The 19,461-nt window shown below is 67.4% G+C and carries 16 protein-coding genes; 9 read left to right on the top strand and 7 right to left on the bottom strand.

Annotated elements, in window-relative coordinates:
- Positions 1 to 11: 11 nt before the first annotated feature.
- The gene (locus tag NMQ11_RS11430) at positions 12 to 449 is read right to left on the bottom strand and encodes a DUF4870 domain-containing protein (protein ID WP_255168238.1); all 438 of its coding nucleotides are present in this window, start codon (positions 447 to 449) and stop codon (positions 12 to 14) included.
- 148 nt (positions 450 to 597) lie between these two features.
- On the opposite strand from NMQ11_RS11430, the gene NMQ11_RS11425 reads away from it, so the two are divergent.
- Entirely contained in the window at positions 598 to 1,665 is a 1,068-nt protein-coding gene (locus tag NMQ11_RS11425; RefSeq protein WP_255168237.1) for an mRNA surveillance protein pelota, read from the top strand.
- Positions 1,666 to 1,686: 21 nt separating this feature from the next.
- On the opposite strand, the gene NMQ11_RS11420 is transcribed toward NMQ11_RS11425, so the two are convergent.
- Entirely contained in the window at positions 1,687 to 2,436 is a 750-nt protein-coding gene (locus NMQ11_RS11420; RefSeq protein ID WP_255168234.1) for a TrmB family transcriptional regulator, read from the bottom strand.
- Positions 2,433 to 6,113 (bottom strand): MMPL family transporter, encoded by a 3,681-nt coding sequence (locus NMQ11_RS11415; RefSeq protein WP_255168231.1) that lies wholly within the window; start codon positions 6,111 to 6,113, stop codon positions 2,433 to 2,435. The genes NMQ11_RS11420 and NMQ11_RS11415 overlap by 4 nt, the downstream gene beginning before the upstream one ends.
- A 211-nt stretch (positions 6,114 to 6,324) precedes the next feature.
- Here NMQ11_RS11415 and NMQ11_RS11410 point away from each other — a divergent pair, with 211 nt between their 5' ends.
- Positions 6,325 to 6,774, top strand: coding sequence for an ester cyclase (locus NMQ11_RS11410; protein ID WP_255168229.1), 450 nt, complete (start codon positions 6,325 to 6,327; stop codon positions 6,772 to 6,774).
- A gap of 8 nt (positions 6,775 to 6,782) precedes the next feature.
- On the opposite strand, the gene NMQ11_RS11405 is transcribed toward NMQ11_RS11410, so the two are convergent.
- The gene (locus tag NMQ11_RS11405; protein WP_255168227.1) at positions 6,783 to 7,517 is read right to left on the bottom strand and encodes an MBL fold metallo-hydrolase; all 735 of its coding nucleotides are present in this window, start codon (positions 7,515 to 7,517) and stop codon (positions 6,783 to 6,785) included.
- Between the two features lie 113 nt (positions 7,518 to 7,630).
- Between NMQ11_RS11405 and NMQ11_RS11400 the strand changes: the two genes are divergently transcribed.
- The 3 genes from NMQ11_RS11400 (at position 7,631) to NMQ11_RS11390 (ending at position 12,399) form a co-directional block, all read left to right on the top strand.
- Complete coding sequence (locus NMQ11_RS11400; protein ID WP_255168224.1) at positions 7,631 to 10,453, top strand: ATP-dependent helicase; 2,823 nt, start codon at positions 7,631 to 7,633, stop codon at positions 10,451 to 10,453.
- A 120-nt stretch (positions 10,454 to 10,573) separates the two neighbouring features.
- Positions 10,574 to 11,713, top strand: coding sequence for an acyl-CoA dehydrogenase family protein (locus tag NMQ11_RS11395; RefSeq protein ID WP_255168222.1), 1,140 nt, complete (start codon positions 10,574 to 10,576; stop codon positions 11,711 to 11,713).
- 161 nt (positions 11,714 to 11,874) lie between these two features.
- Complete coding sequence (locus NMQ11_RS11390; RefSeq protein ID WP_255168214.1) at positions 11,875 to 12,399, top strand: Lrp/AsnC family transcriptional regulator; 525 nt, start codon at positions 11,875 to 11,877, stop codon at positions 12,397 to 12,399.
- A 130-nt stretch (positions 12,400 to 12,529) separates the two neighbouring features.
- On the opposite strand, the gene NMQ11_RS11385 is transcribed toward NMQ11_RS11390, so the two are convergent.
- Positions 12,530 to 13,954 (bottom strand): APC family permease, encoded by a 1,425-nt coding sequence (locus NMQ11_RS11385; RefSeq protein ID WP_255168212.1) that lies wholly within the window; start codon positions 13,952 to 13,954, stop codon positions 12,530 to 12,532.
- A gap of 604 nt (positions 13,955 to 14,558) precedes the next feature.
- Between NMQ11_RS11385 and NMQ11_RS11380 the strand changes: the two genes are divergently transcribed.
- The 4 genes from NMQ11_RS11380 (at position 14,559) to NMQ11_RS11365 (ending at position 16,988) form a co-directional block, all read left to right on the top strand.
- Positions 14,559 to 14,966, top strand: coding sequence for a DUF7471 family protein (locus NMQ11_RS11380; protein ID WP_255168210.1), 408 nt, complete (start codon positions 14,559 to 14,561; stop codon positions 14,964 to 14,966).
- Positions 14,963 to 15,478 (top strand): winged helix-turn-helix transcriptional regulator, encoded by a 516-nt coding sequence (locus NMQ11_RS11375; RefSeq protein WP_255168208.1) that lies wholly within the window; start codon positions 14,963 to 14,965, stop codon positions 15,476 to 15,478. Before NMQ11_RS11380 ends, NMQ11_RS11375 begins: the two co-directional genes overlap by 4 nt.
- 63 nt (positions 15,479 to 15,541) lie before the next feature.
- Positions 15,542 to 15,934 (top strand): DUF7522 family protein, encoded by a 393-nt coding sequence (locus NMQ11_RS11370; RefSeq protein ID WP_255168206.1) that lies wholly within the window; start codon positions 15,542 to 15,544, stop codon positions 15,932 to 15,934.
- Positions 15,935 to 16,004: 70 nt separating this feature from the next.
- Positions 16,005 to 16,988 (top strand): AIR synthase family protein, encoded by a 984-nt coding sequence (locus tag NMQ11_RS11365; protein ID WP_255168205.1) that lies wholly within the window; start codon positions 16,005 to 16,007, stop codon positions 16,986 to 16,988.
- On the opposite strand, the gene NMQ11_RS11360 is transcribed toward NMQ11_RS11365, so the two are convergent.
- Positions 16,985 to 18,100, bottom strand: coding sequence for an NAD-binding protein (locus tag NMQ11_RS11360; protein WP_255168204.1), 1,116 nt, complete (start codon positions 18,098 to 18,100; stop codon positions 16,985 to 16,987). The two genes, NMQ11_RS11365 and NMQ11_RS11360, sit on opposite strands and share 4 nt — an antisense overlap.
- A 76-nt stretch (positions 18,101 to 18,176) precedes the next feature.
- Positions 18,177 to 19,424, bottom strand: coding sequence for a lactate racemase domain-containing protein (locus tag NMQ11_RS11355; protein WP_255168198.1), 1,248 nt, complete (start codon positions 19,422 to 19,424; stop codon positions 18,177 to 18,179).
- Positions 19,425 to 19,461 lie beyond the last annotated feature (37 nt).

The raw sequence follows: 19,461 nt of genomic DNA, 5'->3' as shown, positions 1-19,461 counted from the left end.
AAGAGACGAGTTCAGAGCAGGTAGGTCTCGGCGACGTTCGTCACGACCGGGAGCCGCGTCCGCTTGCCTCTGAACGCCGACACCATCAGGTAGAGCCAGAGCACCAGTCCGACCAGTCCCAGGGCGGCCGAGACGAACAGCATTCCGATGCCGACGAGAAGACCCAACAGCGGGATCTCGCCGAGAACGAGCGCGACGACCGAACTCATCACGCTGAATCCGATCATCAGGGCGAAACCGGCGGCCGAGAGCACGATGCTCTGGGCGGCGTGATAGCGCGCAAACTCGTTCTCGCCTTCGAGGAAGTAGACGAGCAGGCCGCTCACGAACGCGAACAGGTACGCGAGCGCGCCGAGGACGTTCTCGCTCAGCCCGGTACTCGTTTCGGCGGGTACGTGTTCCGTCTCGGGAAGCTGTGCGTCTGGTGTTTCGGGTACTTCGGTTGTCATCTGTCCCTCGAGAGTATATTGATCCATAGGTGAATAAACATTTTTCTTGAAATTGGTATCTAAAAAATATAGTGTGGGGTGATTCCATCCCGCATGCAGTACGGACGAGACCAGAGCGCACTTGGTTCGAGCGGGCACACACTCGAGTATGCAGATCAAAAGCCGGGAGCCGCTCGAGGGCGGGCGCGAGCGGGTAACGCTCGTCCCCGAGAGTCTGGACGACCTCTGGCACCTCCAGTACGTCCTCGAGCCCGGGGACCGCGTCGCGGGCGACACGACCCGCCGGATCCAGCGCAACGACGAGCAGATGCGGGATACGGGCGGCGAGCGCGAGCACATGTGGGTCGCCATCGCCGTCGACACGATCGAGTTCCACAAGTTCGCCAACCGCCTGCGCGTCGGCGGCGAGATCGTGGCCTGTTCACGCGAGGATCAACTCGGCTTTCACCACACCCTCAACATCGAAGAGCGCGAGGAGCTCTCGATCGACAAGCGGTTCAAGCCGGATCAGGAGGCCCGCCTCGAGGAGGCAGAGGCGTCGACGGAGAACCCCGACGTCGCCATCGCCACCGTCGAGGAGGGCCAGGCGTTCGTCCACACGGTCGCCCAGTACGGCACCGAAGAGCGGGCGACGATCTCGGGGCCGACGGGGAAAGGCGAGTACGCCCGCGACCGTTCGGAGCTGTTCGCCGAGCTCGGCAAAGTGCTACAGCGGATGGACGTCGACGCGATCATCCTCGCCGGACCGGGCTTTACGAAACAGGACGCCAGGAAGTACCTCGAGAAGAACGAACCCGAGGTCGCCGACCTGATCACGATGGTCGACACCGCTGGCGTGGGCGACCGGGGAGTCCACGAGGTCCTGAAACGGGGGGCCGTGGCGGACGTCCAGCAGGAGACCCGAATCGAGAGCGAGGCGGCCGATATCGACGAACTCACGAAACGGATCGCGGAGGGCGCCAAAGCGGCCTACGGTCCCGAGGAGGTTAAAAAGGCGGCCGAGTACGGCGCGATCGAGCGCCTGCTGATCGTCGACGACCGGCTCCGCCAGGAGCGCGGCCCCGACGGCGAGTGGGCGATCGACGTCGACGACGTGGTACGAACGGCCGAACAGAAGGGCGGCGAGGTGACGGTGTTCTCGAGCGAGTTCCCGCCCGGCCAGCAGCTTTCGAACCTCGGCGGGATCGCGGCGCTGTTGCGCTACCGCCTCGAGTAACCGGCCGCCCGGCTCGCGCGGCTATTTGACGGCTTCGTCGCTCGCCTCGATCAACTGGATCAACACGGAGGCGAACAGCGAGCCGGCGCTCCAGATCGCCGTCTCGCTCTCGTCGTCGTCGATGACGCTCAGGAGGATAGTGTCGTCGTCGACGATCGCGATCCGACCCGAGCGGTCGTCGGTCGCACGGTGGTCGGGCGGCGAGAAGGCCATCGCCCCGTCGAGTTCCTCGATTCTCGTTCGAACCGTCGCCGAGCGGCTGACGCCCGTGACGTCGACGCCCGCGTCGGCTCGCTCCTCGAGCGTCCGGACGATATCATCGGTGAGCAGCGCCGGGAGCCGCGTCCCGAAGAGGATCCGTTCCTCGGCGCCCGAGAGCACGTCGACGATACGGTCGTCGACCCGTCGTCGGCCGCGGACGGTCCAGATGTCCTCCTGTTCCTCCTCGCCCTCGGTTTCCTCGCGGACCCCCTCGACGTACTCGAAGGCCCGCTCCTGTTCGCTCTCGAAGCGCTCTCGGAGCGTCCGCTGGGCCTCCTCGAGGCTCACCGGTCGATAGCGGATCGGGCTCGACTGCTGGACCTCGAGCAGCCCGCGTGACTCGAGGCTCTCGGCGACGCTGTACACCTGCGAGCGGGGAACGTCGGCGACGCCGGCCACGTCGCGGGCGGAACCCGACCCGAGGCGCTGGAGGGCGATGAACACCTTCGCCTCGTAGCTGGTCAGCCCCAGGCGCTCGAACGCCTCGATCGCGTCGGATTCGCTCGTCATCGGTCGTCACCTCCGCTCGAGGGGACGGGCTCGTTCCGCCCGCCGTCGCTCGCCGCCGGCGTCGCCGGCCCGGTCCGCGCGGCGTCGAAGGAGACGTCGGGGCCAAAGTAGCGCGTCCACAGCACCAGCAGCGACGGGAGCACGACCACGCTCGCGAGGAACGCGTAGATGATCGTCAGTCCGGTGATGATCCCGAACTGCTGGAGGGCTGGCAGGATCGCCAGCGCGAGGGTTCCGAAGCCGCCGACCGTGGTCGCGGCGCTGCCGAGCAACGCGCCGCCGGTCCCCGTCACGGTGGTTCGCATCGCCGTCCAGACGTTCCCCTGGCGCTCGAGTTCGAGCGTGTACCGGGCGCTGACGTGGATACTGTAGGCGACCCCCAGTCCGATCGTGAGGCTGGTGATCATTCCCGTGAGCACGTTGAACGGCATCCCGATGAGGTACATCGTTCCGAGGATCCAGCTCACCGAGAAGGCGACCGGTAGCAGCGTCACCGCCCCGAGCGTCGCGCTGTTCCCAGTCAGCCAGTACGCGACGGTGAGGAACACGAACACGGCCACGAGCGTGATCATGAGGCTCTCGAGTACCGTGTCGAGGAGGTCCTGCTCGACGAGGTAGTTGACGATCGGGTCGCCGGTCGCGATGACGTCCCACTCGCCGCCGAAGCCGTCGGCGATCGCCCGCGTCTCGCTCGTCACGTCCCCGAAGGCCGCGTCGCCCTGGACGCCGATGATCATCCGGACCGCCTCGTACTCGCCGTCGTCGGTCCGGTAGATGACGTTGCTCGCGGCGCTCTCGTCCACCTCGAACAGTTCGTCGTACAGCTCCTCGAGGTTCTGGTCCGGAACGCCGTCGCCGGTCGTGTCCGCGGCGGTGAACGACTCGTTGAACGATTCGTTCTCGCTCGCGGCGTTTTCCATCACCGTTAGCGGGCTCTCGACGTCGACCTCGCCGGTCGGGAGGATGTAGGCGATGTCGCTCTCGCTCGCGTCGCTCGACGCCCGATCGATCTCTCCCAGCGTCGCGTCGTCGGTCACCGGCCCGCGTATCAGGATCTGCGTCTGGGTGTCCTCGCGCTGGAAGTTCTCGTTTACGTACTCGAGGTCGTCCTTGGCCTGGTACTCGCCGGGTGCGAGGGGCCCGAGGTACTGGGTCCACTCGGGGGGACTGTCGGCGAGGAAGTCCTCCTCCTCGAAGCTGGTGTCGACCTGCGTCGCGCCGTACACCCCGCCGGCGGTCAACAGGAGGGCGGCAACGATGATGATCAGCGGGGCCTTCCGCGCAGCGGTGGAGCCGACGGTCAGCACCGAACTGAAGCGGCCGCCGCCGGTCCCGAACGCCCGCTTTCGCCGGTTGAACCCGCGGGATTCGAACAGCGAATCGATCTCGACCTTCGCGGCCGGGACGAGCGCCCCGAAGACGATCAGCGCCGCGAGGATTCCGGCGGCGCTGACGATGCCGAACTCCCGAATCGGGGCGATCGGACTGATGAGGTTCGAGAGGAACCCGATGACCGTCGTCGCGGTCACCCAGACGAGGGCGACGCCGACGCCCGCGAGCGCGATCGTCATCGACGGGCGGACCGCGCTGTCCGCTTCGGCGCCCCGTTCGCGCTGTTCGCGGTGGCGCATGAAGACGTGAATCGCGTAGTCGATCGAGAGCCCGATCAGGAGGACCGGCACCGCGACGAACATCTGGTTGAACGCGATGCCGGTCCAGCCCATGAAGCCGAACGTCCAGATCAGTACCACGAGAATGCCGAGGACACCCAGCACGATGTCGAGGGGGTCACGGTAGGCGACCGAGAGCGCGACGACGACGAACAGCAGGGCGAGCGGGCCGACGATCGCCAGGCTGTCGTTCATCGAGTTGTCGATCTCCTCGCCGATGACGCCGAAGCCGAAGACGATGTACTCCTCGTCGTCGCCGGCGTGAGCCTGGGCGAGGTCGCGCATGTCGAGTTGGGCGTCCATCGCGTCACCGCCTCCGCCGCCCATCTCCGCCATCTCACCCATGTCGGCGTCCTGGGTGATGAAGACCATTCGGGCGTCCGAGGAGGTGCTGCCGGGCTCGTAGCCGGTCGGCATCAGATTGAGCGCCGGACTGTCACCGTCGTTGTCCGAGACGATGTCGGTGAGGTAGTCCTCGAACTCCTCGTCGTCGAGGCTCTCAATCGCCTCGATCTGCTCGTCGAGCGTCGGCGTGTCGCCATCCTCGAGCGCCGCCTGATCCCGCTCTAACTGCTCACCGCGTTCTTCGAGCTCCTCGCCGTCTTCTTCCAGCGCCTCCTGGTCCTGGGCTAGCTGCTCACCGCGTTCTTCGAGCTCCTCGCCGTCTTCTTCCAGCGCCTGTCTGTCTTGCTCTAGCTGCTCGCCGCGCTCCTCGAGTTCGGCCGAGTCGTCTTCGAGCGCCTGTCCGCGCTCCTCGAGCGCCTGCCCGCGCTCCTCGAGTGCCTGCCCGCGTTCTTCCAGGGCTTCGAACTCGTCTGCGAGAACGCCGACGGTCCCTCCCTGGTAGGCCCCTTCGAGGCCCTCCTCGACTCCGACGAGTCCGGCCGTCGACTCACGGACCTGCGTCGCGGCCTCCACGAACGTCTCGGTTTGCTCGGCGTCGAGCTCGGCGGTCGCTTCCGCCCAGACCTCGTCGATCTCCTCCTCTAAAGCGGCCTGTTCCCCGTCGTCGTCGGTCGCTTCGATCTGTCGCTGGAGGTCGGCCGTCTCGTCCAGGGCCGCCTCGAGCTCGGCCTGTCGGTCGGGATCGTCGGTGACGCCGATCCCCGTCTCGTAAGCGCCTTCGATGGCCGTCTCGAGCTCGAGACGGTCGCTCGTCAGCTGCCGAACCGCGGTCGCGCTCTCCTCGAACCGCTCGGTTTGCTGGGAGTCGAGGTCGGCGGTCGTCTCCGCCCACAGCTCCTCCATCTCCGCCTCGATTCCCGCTCGCTCCTGATCGCTGTCGGCCTCTTCGTAGGCGGTCTGGAGCTCGGCGGTTTCGTTCAACGCCTCCTCCTGGGCGGCGACCCGCTCCTCCAGGCGCTCCTGTTCGGCTTCGAGTTCGGCCGACGCTTCCTCGAGTTCGGCCCGGTCTTCCTCCAACTGTGCGCCGCGTTCTTCGAGCTCGGCCTGGTCTTGCTCTAGCTGTGCACCGCGTTCTTCGAGCTCCTCGCCGCGGGCCTCGAGTTCGGCCTGATCTTGCTCTAGCTGCTCGGCTCGTTCGGCGAGCTCCTCGCCGCGGGCTTCGAGTTCGGCGCTGTCGTTCTCGAGTTCCTGGCCGCGTTCGGCCAACGCTTCGCCCTGCTGGGACTGGACGACAGTGATCCCGAGGACGTTCTCGACGCCGAACGTCGGGTCTTCGACGAGGGTGGCGTTGACCGACTCGTTCTCTCGAAGCGTCTGCTGGAAGGCGAGCGAATCGAGCAGCGACTCCTTGGTGAGGACGTTCTCTCCTCTGACGATCAACTGAACCGAGGTCGTGTTTTCCTCGCCTTCGACGGTGAAGTTCTCGTTGGCGTACTCGACGGCCTCGGCCTCGGGCGTATCGGTCTCGAACTGGTCGAGCGAGGAGTCGTCGTCGACCATCGTTGCGCCGGCGCCGACGAGTGCAGTCGTCAGCAAGAGTGCGACGAGTACGATCTTGCTGTGGGTCGTGATCGCCGCGGAGATTCGTTCGGGAAGGCTCACGGGAGACCACCTGTCGTCGGGGGGTGGAGGAGCGGCACGATCATCTGTTGTCAGGAGCTTACTAACGGACGGGCAAATACCTGTTGTTATTCCAGTACTCACAGGAATACTCGAAGGTGGCTAGGCTTACCATCCGACTCGTGGTAGCCTCCCCGGCCGTTTCGGAGTGCGTTCCGTTTGGAACACGCGTGGTCGGAACGGCAACCGCACCATGACAACGGAGATGATCGAACTCGTCCGGCGCGATCCGGAGGAGGTCTGGACCGAGGGAAGCGTCGGCGTCATCGACGAGATCTTCGCGGAATCGTTCGTCCTGCACTATCCGTCGTCGCCCGCCGAACCGCGCGACCGCGAGGAGTACAGGGAGTACGTAGAGACTTTCCGATCGGCGTTCACTGACCTGACGTACGCGGTCGACGACGTGATCGCCGACGGCGACACCGCCGCGCTGCGGTACACGGCGACGGGGACCCACGACGGCGAGCTACTCGGTGTCGAACCGACCGGCGAGCGCGTATCGGTTCCGGGGATGGAGATGTACCGCGTCGAGAACGGCGAGATCGTCGAGATGTGGACGAGCTACGACGCGCTCGGGCTGTTTCGGCAACTCGGCGTGCTGCCGCCGCTCGAGGAACTCTCCGAACTCGCCGAGCGAGGCTGACTCTCGGCTCAATCGATCGAGATCGTCTGGAGGTCCTCGGCGAACCGAACCTCGCCGTCGTAGTGCTCGGCGAGCGAGTCGCGCATCTCGGTGTGACGGCCCTGCGTGTGCGGGTAGAGGTGCGTGAGGTACACCCGTCCGATCTCGCGGCCGGCGAGTTCGCGGCCGAGCTGGTCCGGCGTCGGGTGGTTGGAGACGTCGACGTCGTCGGGGAACGAACAGTCGTGAGCCAACACCGCCGAGCCGTCGGCGAAGTTCGCCAGCCCGGCGAACGCCTCGCTGTCGCCGCTGAAGGTGAACCGGTCGCCGAAGCGGTAGGCCAGACACGGCAGCGAGTGGCGCGTCTCGTAAGCCGAAACGTCGAAGCCCGCGACCGAGAACTCGCCGGGGACGACCTCGCGGATCTGGATCTCGAGTTTGTCCTGCATGTACTCGTGGACGGAGAGCAGGCCGTCGACCAGCGCCTTCGTTCCCCGCGGACCGACGATCTCGATGTGCTCCTCGCCGGCCAGCCAGCGGGCCTTCATCAGGGGGAACAGGTCGGCGACGTGGTCGAGGTGGTGGTGCGTGAGCAGTACGCTCGAGACGGTCTCGTAGCCGACGCCGGACTGCTGGAGCCGGTGGAGCACGCCGGAGCCGCAGTCGACGAGCAGCGTGCGGCCGTCCTCCTGGACGAGGATTCCCGTCTGAAACCGCTCGCCGGTCGGCATCGCACTCCCCGTTCCGAGAAAGGTCACGCGCATATCCATCTGACCGACCCGGAGCCGCATAACGGTTTGGTCCGCTACCGCGAGCCGGACGATCACTTTCGCTCCGCTGGCCAAACCCTCTTGCCCGTCGGGTCCGACACTCCGCCATGGACGGCCACGAGCTCCCGATTCCCGCCGCGGAGCTCCCCTTCGACCCCGGTGCCGACCTCGCCGACCGGGACGCGTTCGCCCGCCTCGAGCCGGCGGTCCAGGCGTGGTGGCTCCGGGAGTTCGGCGAGTACGTCCCCGAGAACGGGGGTTTCTTCACGCCACCCCAGCGCGGCGCAATTCCACTGATCGACGAGGGGACGAACACGCTGATCGCGGCGCCCACCGGTTCCGGAAAGACGCTCGCCTCGTTTACCGCGATCATCAACGAACTGTACCGCCGGGATCGGGAAGCGGGGGCGTCGGACGGCGGCGGTTCCGGAGGGGAAACCGACGAGGGTCTCGAGAACTCGGTCTACTGTCTGTACGTCTCGCCGCTGAAATCCCTCGCGAACGATATCCATCGCAATCTCACGGAGCCACTCGAGGGCATCGAGGAGATCGCCGCCGACCGCGGCGAGTCGATGGGCGAGATCCGCCACGCGATCCGCCACGGCGACACCACCTCCTACGAGCGCCAGAAGATGCTCGAGGAGACGCCCCACATCCTCAACACGACCCCGGAGACGCTCGCGATCCTGCTCAACTCGCCGAAGTTCCGCGAGAAGCTTCGAACCGTCGAGTACGTCATCGTCGACGAGATCCACTCGCTGGCGGCGAGCAAGCGCGGCACCCACCTGGCGGTGAGTCTGGAGCGTCTCGAGGCGATGGTCGATCACGACGTCACGCGAATCGGCTGTTCGGCGACGATCGAGCCGCTATCCGAGGTCGCCGAGTTCCTGGTCGGCTGTGACGTCGACGGAGCGGGCGCGGGGGCGGGTGCGAGGGAGCCGAACCCGACTCCCCGCGAGTACGAGATCGTCGACGCCCGCTTCGCCCGCGAGTTCGACCTGCGTCTCGAGTCGCCCGCGGACGACCTGATCAACGCCTCGCGGGAGGCCGTCCAGGACCGCTTCTACCGGTTGCTCCACGACCACGTCCAAGAGCACACGAACACGCTCGTGTTCACGAACACGCGGTCGGGGGCCGAGCGGGTGCTTCACAACCTCCGCGAGCGCTTTCCCGAGTACGACGAGGAGAACTCCGGCTGTCACCACGGCAGCCTCTCGAAGGACGTCCGCCAGGGGATCGAGGCGAAGCTGAAGTCGGGAGACCTCGAGGTCGTGACCACCTCGACCTCGCTGGAACTCGGCATCGACATGCCCCACGTCGACATGGTGGTCCAGGTCGGCTCGCCCAAATCCGTCGCGGCGATGCTCCAGCGGGTCGGCCGGGCGGGCCACCGCGTCGGCCAGACCGTGACGGGACGGGTAATCGCCCTGGACAGAGACGAGTTGCTCGAGTGTGCGGTGATGTTGAAGAAGGCCGGGGAGGGGTTCGTCGACTCGGTGTCGATCCCCGAGAACGCCCACGACGTCGCCGCCCAGCACGTCTACGGGATGGCGATCGCGTCGGTTCGCCCGGAGCGGGAAGTAACGGCGATCCTCCGGCGGGCGTACCCCTATCGGAACTACTCGGACGCCGAGTTCGAGACGCTCATGCGGTATCTCACCGCCGCCTACGCCGGAATGGAGGACCGAAACGTCTACGCGAAGGTCTGGCGCGACGAGAACGACCCGCCCGGCGGCGAGCACCACTACCCCGAGTTCCCGGTCGACGAACCCCTGATCGGCAAGCGGGGGCGGCTGGCCCGCGTCATCTACATGACCAACGTCGGCACCATCCCCGACTCCTTTAGCTGCGACGTCCTCACGAGGGGAGCCGACGAGTGGGTCGGCCAACTCGACGAGAACTACCTCGACACCCTCGAGAAGGGCGACGTCTTCGTTCTCGGCGGCAGTCACTTCGAGTACCGCTACCGGCGGGGCTCGAAGGTGTACGTCGACCGGACGGGCGCCCGTCCAACCGTCCCCTCGTGGTACTCCGAGCGACTGCCGCTGTCGTCCGACCTGGGCCGTGAGATCCTCGCCTTTCAGCGCGAGTTGCTCGAGCGCCACGCCGAGGGCGGGTCGCCGGCGGTCCGCCGCTGGCTCCGGGAGTTTCCCCTCGACGACGCCGCGGTCCGGGCCATCGCGCGGCTGTTCGACCACCAGCTCCGGTACGCGGGGGCCGAGAGCGTGAGCACCGACGAGCGACTCGCGATCGAGGTCGAGCGCGACCGCACGGAGTACGAACGTCGCTACTACGTCCACTCGAACTACGGCCGGAAGGTCAACGACGGCCTCTCGCGGCTGCTCGCCGCCCGCTGTGCGAACGAGGCCACCGCGAACGTCCGGGTCGCCGTCGCCGACAACGGCTTCGTGCTCTCGATGCCGCTCAACCGGAAGGTCGACCTCGAGGGCGTGCTCGCGGACCTCGAGCCGGACGCCGTCCGCGACGACCTCCGAAGCGCCCTCGCCGGCACCGACCTCCTCCAGCGGTACTTCCGGATCAACGCCACCCGGTCGCTGATGATCCTCAAACGCTACAAGGGCTACGAGAAGTCCGCCGCCGAACAGCAGGTCTCGAGCGAGATGCTGCTCGGCTTCGCCGAAGGACTCGAGGGGTTCGCGGTGATCGAGGAGACCTACCGCGAGATTCTCGCGGACAAACTCAACGTCGCCGAGATCGAGGAGCTCGTCGCCCGGATCGACGCGGGCGAGGTGGCCGTCGACCGTACCCTCGTCGACTCGCCGACGCCGCGGGCGTTCGGACTGGCGACGCTGTCGGCCAGCGACGTGGTGCTCGCCGAAGACGAGAGCGCGGCGCTCCAGGCGTTTCACGAGCACGTGCTCTCCGAGATCGGCGAGGAGTCGCTGTCGGGACTGGTGATCGACGAGTGACGTCGATCGCGCTCGTTCGGGTACTCGGACCGGCAGGGTAGTACGCGCTCTATCGCCCGCCAGATTAACATTGTTAAGAGAATTCCGAACTTATTTTTCCACGGCTGTCGTTCTGGGGGTATGCAGTTCCTGCTATCGGACGAACAGCAGGCGATTCGACGGACGGTTCGCGAGTTCGGAGAGAAGGAGATCCGGCCGGTCGCGCGCGAACACGACGAGCAGAAGAAGTACCCCGCGGCGCTCGTCGAGAAGGCCGCCGAGTTCGACCTCGTCGCGCCCGGAATTCCCGTCGAGTACGGGGGTGCGGGGATGGACACGCTTTCGAGCGCGATCGTGACCGAAGAGCTCTGGAGAGCCGACCCCGGCATCGGCAGCGCGATCGGCAGCCGCGGGTTCGGCTCGACGGTGATCCAGCGGTTCGGCGACGGGTGGATGAAAGAGGAGTGGCTCACGCGGATCGCCGCCGGGGAGTCGGCCTGCGCGAGCGCGATCAGCGAACCCGCTCACGGCTCGAACGTCGCGGGAATGGAGACGCGGGCGGAGCGGGAGGGAGACGAGTGGGTGATAAACGGCACCAAGATGTGGATCACGAACGGGACCGTCGCCGACGTCGCGGTCGTGATGGCGAAGACCGACTCCGGCGAGGGCCACCGCGGCATCAGCGCGTTCCTCGTGCCGACCGACGTTGACGGCCTCGCCGCCGAGAAGATCGACAACAAACTCGGTATTCGGGCCTCCGACCTCGCGGAACTCGTCTTCGACGGCGTGCGGATCCCCGCGGAAAACCTCATCGGCGAGGAGAACCGGGGCTTCTACCAGCTCATGGACTTCTTCGCGGCGGGGCGGGTGAGCGTGGCCGCCCAGGCGCTCGGCACTGCGCAGGCGGCCCTCGACGCGTCGCTCGAGTACGCGACCGAGCGCGAGCAGTTCGGCCAGCCAATCGCGGAGTTCCAGGCGATCGAGCACAAACTCGCCGAGATGGCGACGAACGTCGAGGCCGCCCGCTCGCTCACCTACCGCGCGGCGAGCTACGAGCGCTCCGGCGACGACGACCTCGCGGCGAAGTTCTCGAGCATGGCGAAGCTGTTCGCGAGCGAGCACGCCGTCGACGTCGCGGACGAGGCGATCCAGGTTCACGGTGGTGCAGGCTACGTCGCCGACCACCCCGTCGAGCGGTTCTACCGGGACGCGCGCATCACCAAGATCTACGAGGGGACGAGCGAGATCCAGAAGAACATCATCGCCGATCGCATCCTGTGACGACGACCGACGAACTCGAGAACCGGCGTCCGCCGCAGCCGCGGGTCGCATAGTCGTCGGCGGACCGGCTATCAACGTTCGGCGTTTCAGACGCTGGGTTTACGGTGGAAGGGAAACCCCCCGACCGAAACGAACACGTACGACGGGACGCATCACCGCACATGGTCGACGACTCTCCAGACTGGGAGTTTTCGCGACGGGACGTCGCGATACTGACCGAACTCGCGGACGATCCACAACTGTCCTCGCGGGAACTGACCGGCGTCCTCGAGGCGGAGTACGGCATCGACGTTTCGCACGTCACCGTCAGCGAGTCGATCCGCCGAATGCGCGACGAGGGCGTCTTTCGGGAGGCCATCGTCCCGAACGAGGAGTACTACGTCTTCGCGCTGTTCGAGTTCAAGTTCCACGCCGAGAACTTCGCCGACGGCTGGCGCGAGACGATGGAGGCGATCCGCGACGACGAGCACACCCTGTTTTACTTCCTCTCCGACGGCGAGTACCAGTGGAAGACGGTGATGATGTTTCGCGATCGGGAGGACGTCTCGCGATGGATCCACGAGTTCTACAAGGAACACGGCGACGTGATCTCGAACCTCCGAAACTCCGTGGTCCACAACGTCCTCAAGTTTGAGACCGACCCCCGGATCTTCGAGGATCTGCTCGAGGACGCCGACGCGATCTAATCGCCCCCTCCGCCGGAGCCAGCGCCCCGGGCGTCGAGTTCGTCGTGGGTCGGCCTCTCTCGCGGGAGCGTCTTCTCCGACGACGTCGAGTCACCGATGGTACGATACCCCGCCGAGGACGGCCCGTCGTTCAGTCGGACCCCGTCGCCGCCTGCTCCGCCTCGTGGTCGTGGAGCTGCGCGATCCGCGACTCGAGGTCGATTCCTCGCTGATCGTACCGATGTACCCGGTAGCGGTAGACGGGGTACCCCAGCGCGATCCAGGCGACGATTCCGACGCCCACGATCGGCAGTTCCGTCGTCGTCAGCACCCAGAACAGCGCGGGGATGGCGACGCCGGCGGCGGCCGAGACGTAGAGCAGCGGTTTCGGAAGCCGGTAGAAGGAGTGCTCGTAGCGGTCGGGGAACAGCGTCGGAAGGCGGTAGGCAGCGATCCCGAGCAGGATGATGCTGTACAGCAGCGTCAGCGAGAGGACCACGGACATGACGACCGGCGACGGGGCGACCGGGACGAGCAACACCGCCGGGACGCCGACGAGCAGCACCGCCCGGTTTGGACTCTGGAAGCGGTCGTGAACGTTCGCGAGCGACGGGGGCAACACCTCGTCGCGGGCGGCGCGCATGACCAGCCGTGAGAAGTTCACGTAGATAGTGTTGATCGTCGTCAACGCGCCGACGATCGCCGCCAGCGCGACGAGCGCGGCACCCCACGGCGGGAGGAACCCTTCGGCGACGACGGCGATGCCGGCCTCCGCACCGGCCCACTCCGTCCAGTTCATCGCGCCGACGGCGACGACCACCGCGCCGACCATCAGCGAGACGCCGATCACCGTACTCAGCCCGATCGCCCGCGGAATGTTCTCGAGCGGGTTCTCGATCTCCTCGCCGATGTTGAGCGCGAGGCTGAAACCGTACATGCCGATGAACAGGGAGACGATCGCGACGAAGAACGGCCCGTACCCTTCCGGGAACATCGGGGTGTAGTTTCCGGCGTCGACTGCCGTTCCGCCGGGAACGATGAACAGGAGCATGCCGCCGATGATGACCGCCACGAGGACGTACTGGATCGTCGTGACGAACCGGATTCCGAGGAGGTTGAACAGCAGAAACGGGACGACCGCCGCCCAGATGAGAAGCGTCAACGAAATCTGGGGAATCGTCACCGTCGCTACCGCCAGTGGAACCTCGAGAGGAAGGAAGAACCGGACGTACTCGGCGAACCCGTAGCCGGTGTAGATGATTCCGAGCCAGATCGCGGGCACCGCGACCCACGGGAGGCTGAACCCCCAGAACGGGCCGACCAGCCGAGACGCGTAAACGTACATTCCGCCCGCCGCGGGCATCGAGCCGCCGAGTTGTAACATGAGTAGGATCGAGAAGACGGTGGGAATCGCGGTCACCGCCGCCGCCAGCGCGATCGACGGACCCGCCCCGTCAGCGAGCAGGTGCGCCGGTAACAGAAACATCGTGATGGCGACGGCGTTCCCGATCGTCAGCGCCGTCGCTCCGAGCAACCCGATCTGCTGATTGATCAGCTTGAACTCTGTGTCAGACATACGCACACTGTCTCCTCCTCGGATATTAACAATTTTCGGTTAAAGGTGTAAATGGTGAACTATGTAAAGTCAAGATCCGGGGGTGGGCGGATTCACCCTCGAACGAGTCGGCGACCGATCGATTGGGCCCATATCGCGAGACGACCGGGGCGTCGACCTCGAGGGATGGGGACCGGTTCTTCTGCAGGGGAGCACGTCGAACTGATCGGGAGAGGCCGGTACCAGCCCGAGAGACCCTCCTCCGAACGGAACGGTCGCGAATTCATTACCGGTGGTCTCGTAACGCAGAATGTATAACAGTGGTAACTCTCGACCCCCGCTGCCTCGTATTTGATCGGTCAGACCGTGACTGCAGAAGGCATCCCGCAGGGCGAGAGACGAGACGGTTTCCGCGACCTCGGTCACGAGGGCGACGTCCCCGCGGAGGTGGTCGACGAACACGTCGTGAGTCGCCGCCGAAACCAGCGCGCACCCGAGAACGCGACCGCGAGCAGGGTCGTCCGTCGATCTATCGCCGGCCCGTTCGGTTCGGGACGTGATTCGGATTCTGGTACATTCACCGAAAAACCGGGGAGGAAAAGAGGGGCGAGCCGCAACGGCGTGTATGCACTTCGCCCCGGCGCCTGTCGCAACGGGCGGCCCCGAGTTCGACGGTTTCGAACCCCGCGTTCTCGAGAGCACCGTCGGTTCGGGTGCCGTCGACTGGCACCTCGCGTTGTTGCTGGCGCTCTCGGGCGTCGGCTCGCTCGTCGTGTTCGCGCTGGCGCTGTCGGCGTTTCGTCGCCGCCGGTCGCTTCCGTACCTGTTGATCACCGCCGCGCTGGGCGCACTGGTGCTCCGGCCGATCGTCGGGACCGGAACCGTTCTCGGCTACGTTCCGATGGACCTCCATCACACAGTCGAACACCTGCTGGACGTCGTCATCGCCGGCCTGCTGATCGCGGCCGTCGTGTCGGTCGGCTCGCTCGAGCGCGGGTCCCGCGGCGTCGAGGAGACGGAGGAGTCCCGATGAGCGAGACCCGCGGCCGGATCCGAGCGGCCATCGCGAGCGATCCCGGCGTTCACTTCAACGCCCTCGTTCGCGACCTCTCGCTCGCACCCGGACAGGTCCAGTACCACGTTCGGCGGCTGATCGACGCCGGCGACGTCGTTCGCCACGAGCGCTTCGGCCGCACGCACTACTACCCGCCGACGTACGACGAGTGGGAGCGCGACGCCCTCGCCATGGTGCGCCGGGAGACCACGGGCGCGATCGTGACCGCGCTCTACTCCCGCGGCGAGACGAGACCGGGAGCGCTGGCCGCCGACCTCGACCTGCCGCGGAGCACCCTCGAGTACCACCTCTCGAACCTGCTCGCGTGCGGCGTCGTCGAGCGCCGCCGCGAGCGGGGTAACCGGGTGGTGCTCTCGCTGTGTCGCCCCGCGGAGACGGCGGCGCTGCTCGAGGCCGTTTCTGCCGATCCCGGCACGCGGCTGGTCGACCGCTTCGAGCGGCTGGTCGATTCGCTGCTCGAGGAGCGGTAGGCCGCTCGGCTCGAGTCATCGGATACCGGTACGGTATTAGGCCAGTATGTGCTACAGGGTGCCATGACGGAATCCGCCCTCGAACCGACTGCCGCCGACGAACTGGTGAGCGCGTGTCGAACGACCGTCGGCGACGAGCTTCGGAGCGTGACGTACTTCACCGACGAGGCCGTCGAACAGCTGTACCTTCGATCCGACCTCGACCAGACGGCCGACCTCGTCGGGTTCGCGGCGCAGGAGCGGTCGGGGTTCGGCGCCCAGGAGGCCTACCGGAACTCACAGCTGGGGTCGTACCTTGCGACGATTCGGATGTTCGAACACGGCTACCTGACTCGCGTCGTCGCCGACAGCCACGGCGTCTGGGTGACGACGGACCCGCTCTCGATGGAGCGCTTCGAGGAGCTCGCCGCCGCCATCACGCCCGCCCTCGACGGGATCGCCGACCGGACGGAATGACGGCGCGCGATTCGGGCGGCTTCGCGCCGCCTTCGACAGTCACAAGCCGCGAACCCACCCAGTTCGTCACATGCCCGGAAAGGTAGGGCCGGACGAACTGCTCGAGGTCGTCTTCGGCCGCACCGGTACCGACGACGAGACGGTGATCCAGGGACCGGCCGACGGCGAGGACGCCGCCGCGATCGACTGGCCCGGCGGCACGCTCGTCGTGAGCTCCGACCCGATCTCGCTGGCCGCCTCCCAGGTGGGCACCCTCGGCGTCCACATCGCGTGCAACGACGTCGCTGCCTCCGGAGCCGACCCGCGGTGGCTCACGACCGTCATCATGCTTCCGACGAGCGCCGGGGACGACAGCACGCTCGAGGCGATCACCGCCGACCTCGACGCCACCGCCCGCGAGGTCGGCGCGACCATCGTCGGCGGTCACTCCGAGTACGTCGACGCCCTCGAGCGCCCGCTGATCTCGCTGACCGCGATGGGCGCCACCGAGGCGTTCCTGCCGACCGGCGGCGCTCGTCCCGGCGACAGCGTTCTCCTCACGAAAGCCGCCGGGCTCGAGGGGACGGCGATCCTCGCGGCCGATTTCGGCGACGGACTCGAGGTCGACGACGAAACCGTCGCGGCCGCGTCGGGATTCCTCGCGGAGATCAGCGTCGTCCCCGACGCCAGGATCGTCCGGGAGTACGCGACGGCGATGCACGATCCCACCGAGGGCGGCGTCACGGTGGGGTTGCTCGAACTCGCTCGCGCCTCCGGCGTCCGCCTCGCGGTCGATCGCGAGGCGATACCGATCAGGCCCGAGACGCGGCAGCTGTGTGCGGCGGCCGGGGTCGACCCGCTCCGGATCTTCGGCTCGGGGGCGCTGCTGGCGACGGTGCCGACCGCCGCGGTCGAGGACTGCCTCGAGGCGCTCGCCGACGCGGGACTCGAGGCGGCCGAGATCGGAACGGTCCGCGAGGGTGAGCCGGGGCTCGAACTCGACGGCGAGACGGTCACCGGCCCGATCGAGGACGACCTCTATCCGCTGTGGGCGGCGGTGGACGCCGAGGATTAGCGTTCGTTTTCTGTCCCGCCGAGCGCCGCGTCGACCGCCGCGGTCCCCAGTAGCGACTGCGGATCGATGGCGACGTCGACGCCGAGGCGCTCGAGGTGGTCGCCCGCCCCGTCCGCGGCGATGGCGACCAGGTGAGTCGAGGGGGCGACGTCGCGAACGGCGAGCGTCGCGTACGGCGTCACCGCCCCGTCGGCCGCGATCACGACCGCCGCGGCGTCCTCGAGGCCGACCGATCGGAGGGTCTCGTCGTCGGTCGGGTCGCCGACGAACACGTCCGCACCGCGGTCGTCGAGGCGCTCTGCCGTCGTCTCGTCGTCGGTGACGACCACGAACGAGGTGCGTTCCTCGAGACCCTCGACGACCGGTTCCACGAGGTCGCTTCCGCCGAGAACGACCACGTGTTCCGATCGACTCGAGCGCTGGCCCGGAGCGACGCGGTTACCGGTCTTCGACAGGTGCGCCTGGAGGAGCGGCGTGAACAGCGAGCCGACCGTGACCGCGATGGTCGCCGGCCCGAGGACGACCAGCGAGATGGCGAACAGCCGGGCTTCCTCCGTGGTCGCGTGGACGTCGCCGTAGCCGACGGTGCTCGCGGTGACGAGCGTGAAGTACAGCGCGTCGACAAGGGTCTCGAGGCCGGAGAACCCCTCGCGAAGCGCGTAGGCGCCGGCGGTGCCGTAACAGAGGACGCCGACGATCGCCATCAGCGAGCCCAGCTGCGTGGCGCTGAGCGAGGCCGATCGGGTGAACCGACGGCTCGTGAGCACGAGGACGACGAACCCGCCGAGAGAGAGCACGACGAGCGGGATCGAGAGCGGCCGAAACTGGGCGACGCCGTGGGCCGCCGAGAGAAAGACCAGCACGGCGGCGACGAGGTACGCGAGGCGGTACCCCCGTCGCATCCACCACGCGGTAACGAGCAGCGTGAAGCCGACGACGGTTCCGCTGAACTCCGCGGCCGCCTGGAGGTCGCCGACGATGCCGACGCCGTTCAGTGCCGGTTCAGTGACGATGGCGACGACGCCGGTCGCGATCGACGTCAGCGCGACGGCGACGACGAGCCAGACCGCGAGTCCGGCGCCGAACCGGTGACTCTCGACGCGTTCGAGCATACCGTTCTAACCACTTCAATGGCGATAAACCTGAGACGGCGACTCACGCGGCGAGAATCGGCCGCCGAAGGCGCCATCAGCGCTCGACGAGCAGCGTGTTCAGCGCGTCGGGAACGACGAGCACGTCGCTTCCGGGCGCGACGGCGTCACCGACCGCATCGGTCGCGCTCATCAGGCACTCCTCGACGACCGCCGCCGCGCGGCTGTTGGTGACGTAGACGTCGTGGTCGCGGAGGACGCGAGCGACGACGAACGCCCGCTGGGCGCCGGGTTCGTACCCCGCGCGCAGCTCCTCGTAGAGGTCGTCGGCGTCGGCCGCTCCGCGGAGGCGGTCGTAGAACCGCCGCTCGCCGGTTCCCTCCCCGGCGCCCTCCGGCAGGAGCGCGGGGATCACCAGCCGTCCGCCCGGCCGAAGCGGGTTCCGATCGCCGAGGGCGACGTACGTCGCGGCCCGCGTCGCCTGATAGAGGTTCGCGTCCTTGGGGGCGCCGACGCCACAGACCGCGGCGTCGAACTCCCGATCCGGATCGAGGGGGACGGCGAGGGCGTCTCGAGCCACCGCCGCCAGATCGGCCACCACCGCGCGGTGGTCGCCCGCCGCGACGCCGAGGACTCCCTGCGGGCCGTGGGTCAGGTTGAGACAGAAGTCGACGCCCGCGAGGTCGCCGGCGCGATCGAGCGTCTCGCGGAACGGGTTGTCGTCGATCCGCCCCAGGCGCACCCCCTCACGGGAGAGCATCTCGGGGCCGTGGGTGTAGCGGATGAGTGACTCGCTGCCGGCGCCGACGACGACCGTCTTCGCCCCGCCGGAAAAGCCCGCGTACTGGTGGGGTTCGACGACGCCCGTCGAGAGTACGACGTCCGCGTCGGCGACGGGCCGGCCGATCTCGACCGGACAGTCCCCGCCCGCCTCGCCGACGGTTCCCACCTCGATTACGGCCTCGGGTGCCGGATCGTGGTTGATCGCCAGGTCGGCGTGAGGACCGAGCATCGACTCGATCTCGGCGTCGGTCATCGGCCTGTGGAGCCCCAGCCCGATCACCACGGTTACGTCCTCGCGAGGGACGCCGATCGCCCCGAGGCGCTCGAGGAGAACGTCGAGCAACACGTCGTCGGGCACCGCCCGCGTGAGGTCGGTGACGACGACGGCGACCGCGTCGCCGGCGTCGACGCGGGACTCGAGCGGCGGTCCGTGCGGCGACTCGAGGGCGGCCTCGGCGGCCGCGCGGACGTCGACCGGTTCGCCGCCCGGCGGCGCCGCGACGCACACCTCGCAGTCGGGCAGTCGCACGTCGATCGTTCCGGTACTCAGCGGGAGCTTCACACGCTCCGTTCGGGGTGGGCCCGCAAAAACGGCGACG

It is taken from the genome of Natrononativus amylolyticus (assembly GCF_024362525.1).
Lineage (GTDB): Archaea > Halobacteriota > Halobacteria > Halobacteriales > Natrialbaceae > Natrononativus > Natrononativus amylolyticus.
This window is presented reverse-complemented; position numbering and strand designations above follow the sequence as displayed.

Excerpts from the sequence above, each read along its gene's own strand:
- NMQ11_RS11375 (WP_255168208.1), top strand. The coding sequence starts at position 14,963 with ATGAGCGAGACCCGCGGCCGGATCCGAGCGGCCATCGCGAGCGATCCC.
- NMQ11_RS11410 (WP_255168229.1), top strand. The coding sequence starts at position 6,325 with ATGACAACGGAGATGATCGAACTCGTCCGGCGCGATCCGGAGGAGGTC.
- NMQ11_RS11380 (WP_255168210.1), top strand. The coding sequence starts at position 14,559 with ATGCACTTCGCCCCGGCGCCTGTCGCAACGGGCGGCCCCGAGTTCGAC.
- NMQ11_RS11420 (WP_255168234.1), bottom strand. The coding sequence starts at position 2,436 with ATGACGAGCGAATCCGACGCGATCGAGGCGTTCGAGCGCCTGGGGCTG.
- NMQ11_RS11370 (WP_255168206.1), top strand. The coding sequence starts at position 15,542 with ATGACGGAATCCGCCCTCGAACCGACTGCCGCCGACGAACTGGTGAGC.
- NMQ11_RS11405 (WP_255168227.1), bottom strand. The coding sequence starts at position 7,517 with ATGCGCGTGACCTTTCTCGGAACGGGGAGTGCGATGCCGACCGGCGAG.
- NMQ11_RS11390 (WP_255168214.1), top strand. The coding sequence starts at position 11,875 with ATGGTCGACGACTCTCCAGACTGGGAGTTTTCGCGACGGGACGTCGCG.
- NMQ11_RS11395 (WP_255168222.1), top strand. The coding sequence starts at position 10,574 with ATGCAGTTCCTGCTATCGGACGAACAGCAGGCGATTCGACGGACGGTT.
- NMQ11_RS11425 (WP_255168237.1), top strand. The coding sequence starts at position 598 with ATGCAGATCAAAAGCCGGGAGCCGCTCGAGGGCGGGCGCGAGCGGGTA.
- NMQ11_RS11400 (WP_255168224.1), top strand. The coding sequence starts at position 7,631 with ATGGACGGCCACGAGCTCCCGATTCCCGCCGCGGAGCTCCCCTTCGAC.
- NMQ11_RS11360 (WP_255168204.1), bottom strand. The coding sequence starts at position 18,100 with ATGCTCGAACGCGTCGAGAGTCACCGGTTCGGCGCCGGACTCGCGGTC.
- NMQ11_RS11385 (WP_255168212.1), bottom strand. The coding sequence starts at position 13,954 with ATGTCTGACACAGAGTTCAAGCTGATCAATCAGCAGATCGGGTTGCTC.
- NMQ11_RS11365 (WP_255168205.1), top strand. The coding sequence starts at position 16,005 with ATGCCCGGAAAGGTAGGGCCGGACGAACTGCTCGAGGTCGTCTTCGGC.
- NMQ11_RS11430 (WP_255168238.1), bottom strand. The coding sequence starts at position 449 with ATGACAACCGAAGTACCCGAAACACCAGACGCACAGCTTCCCGAGACG.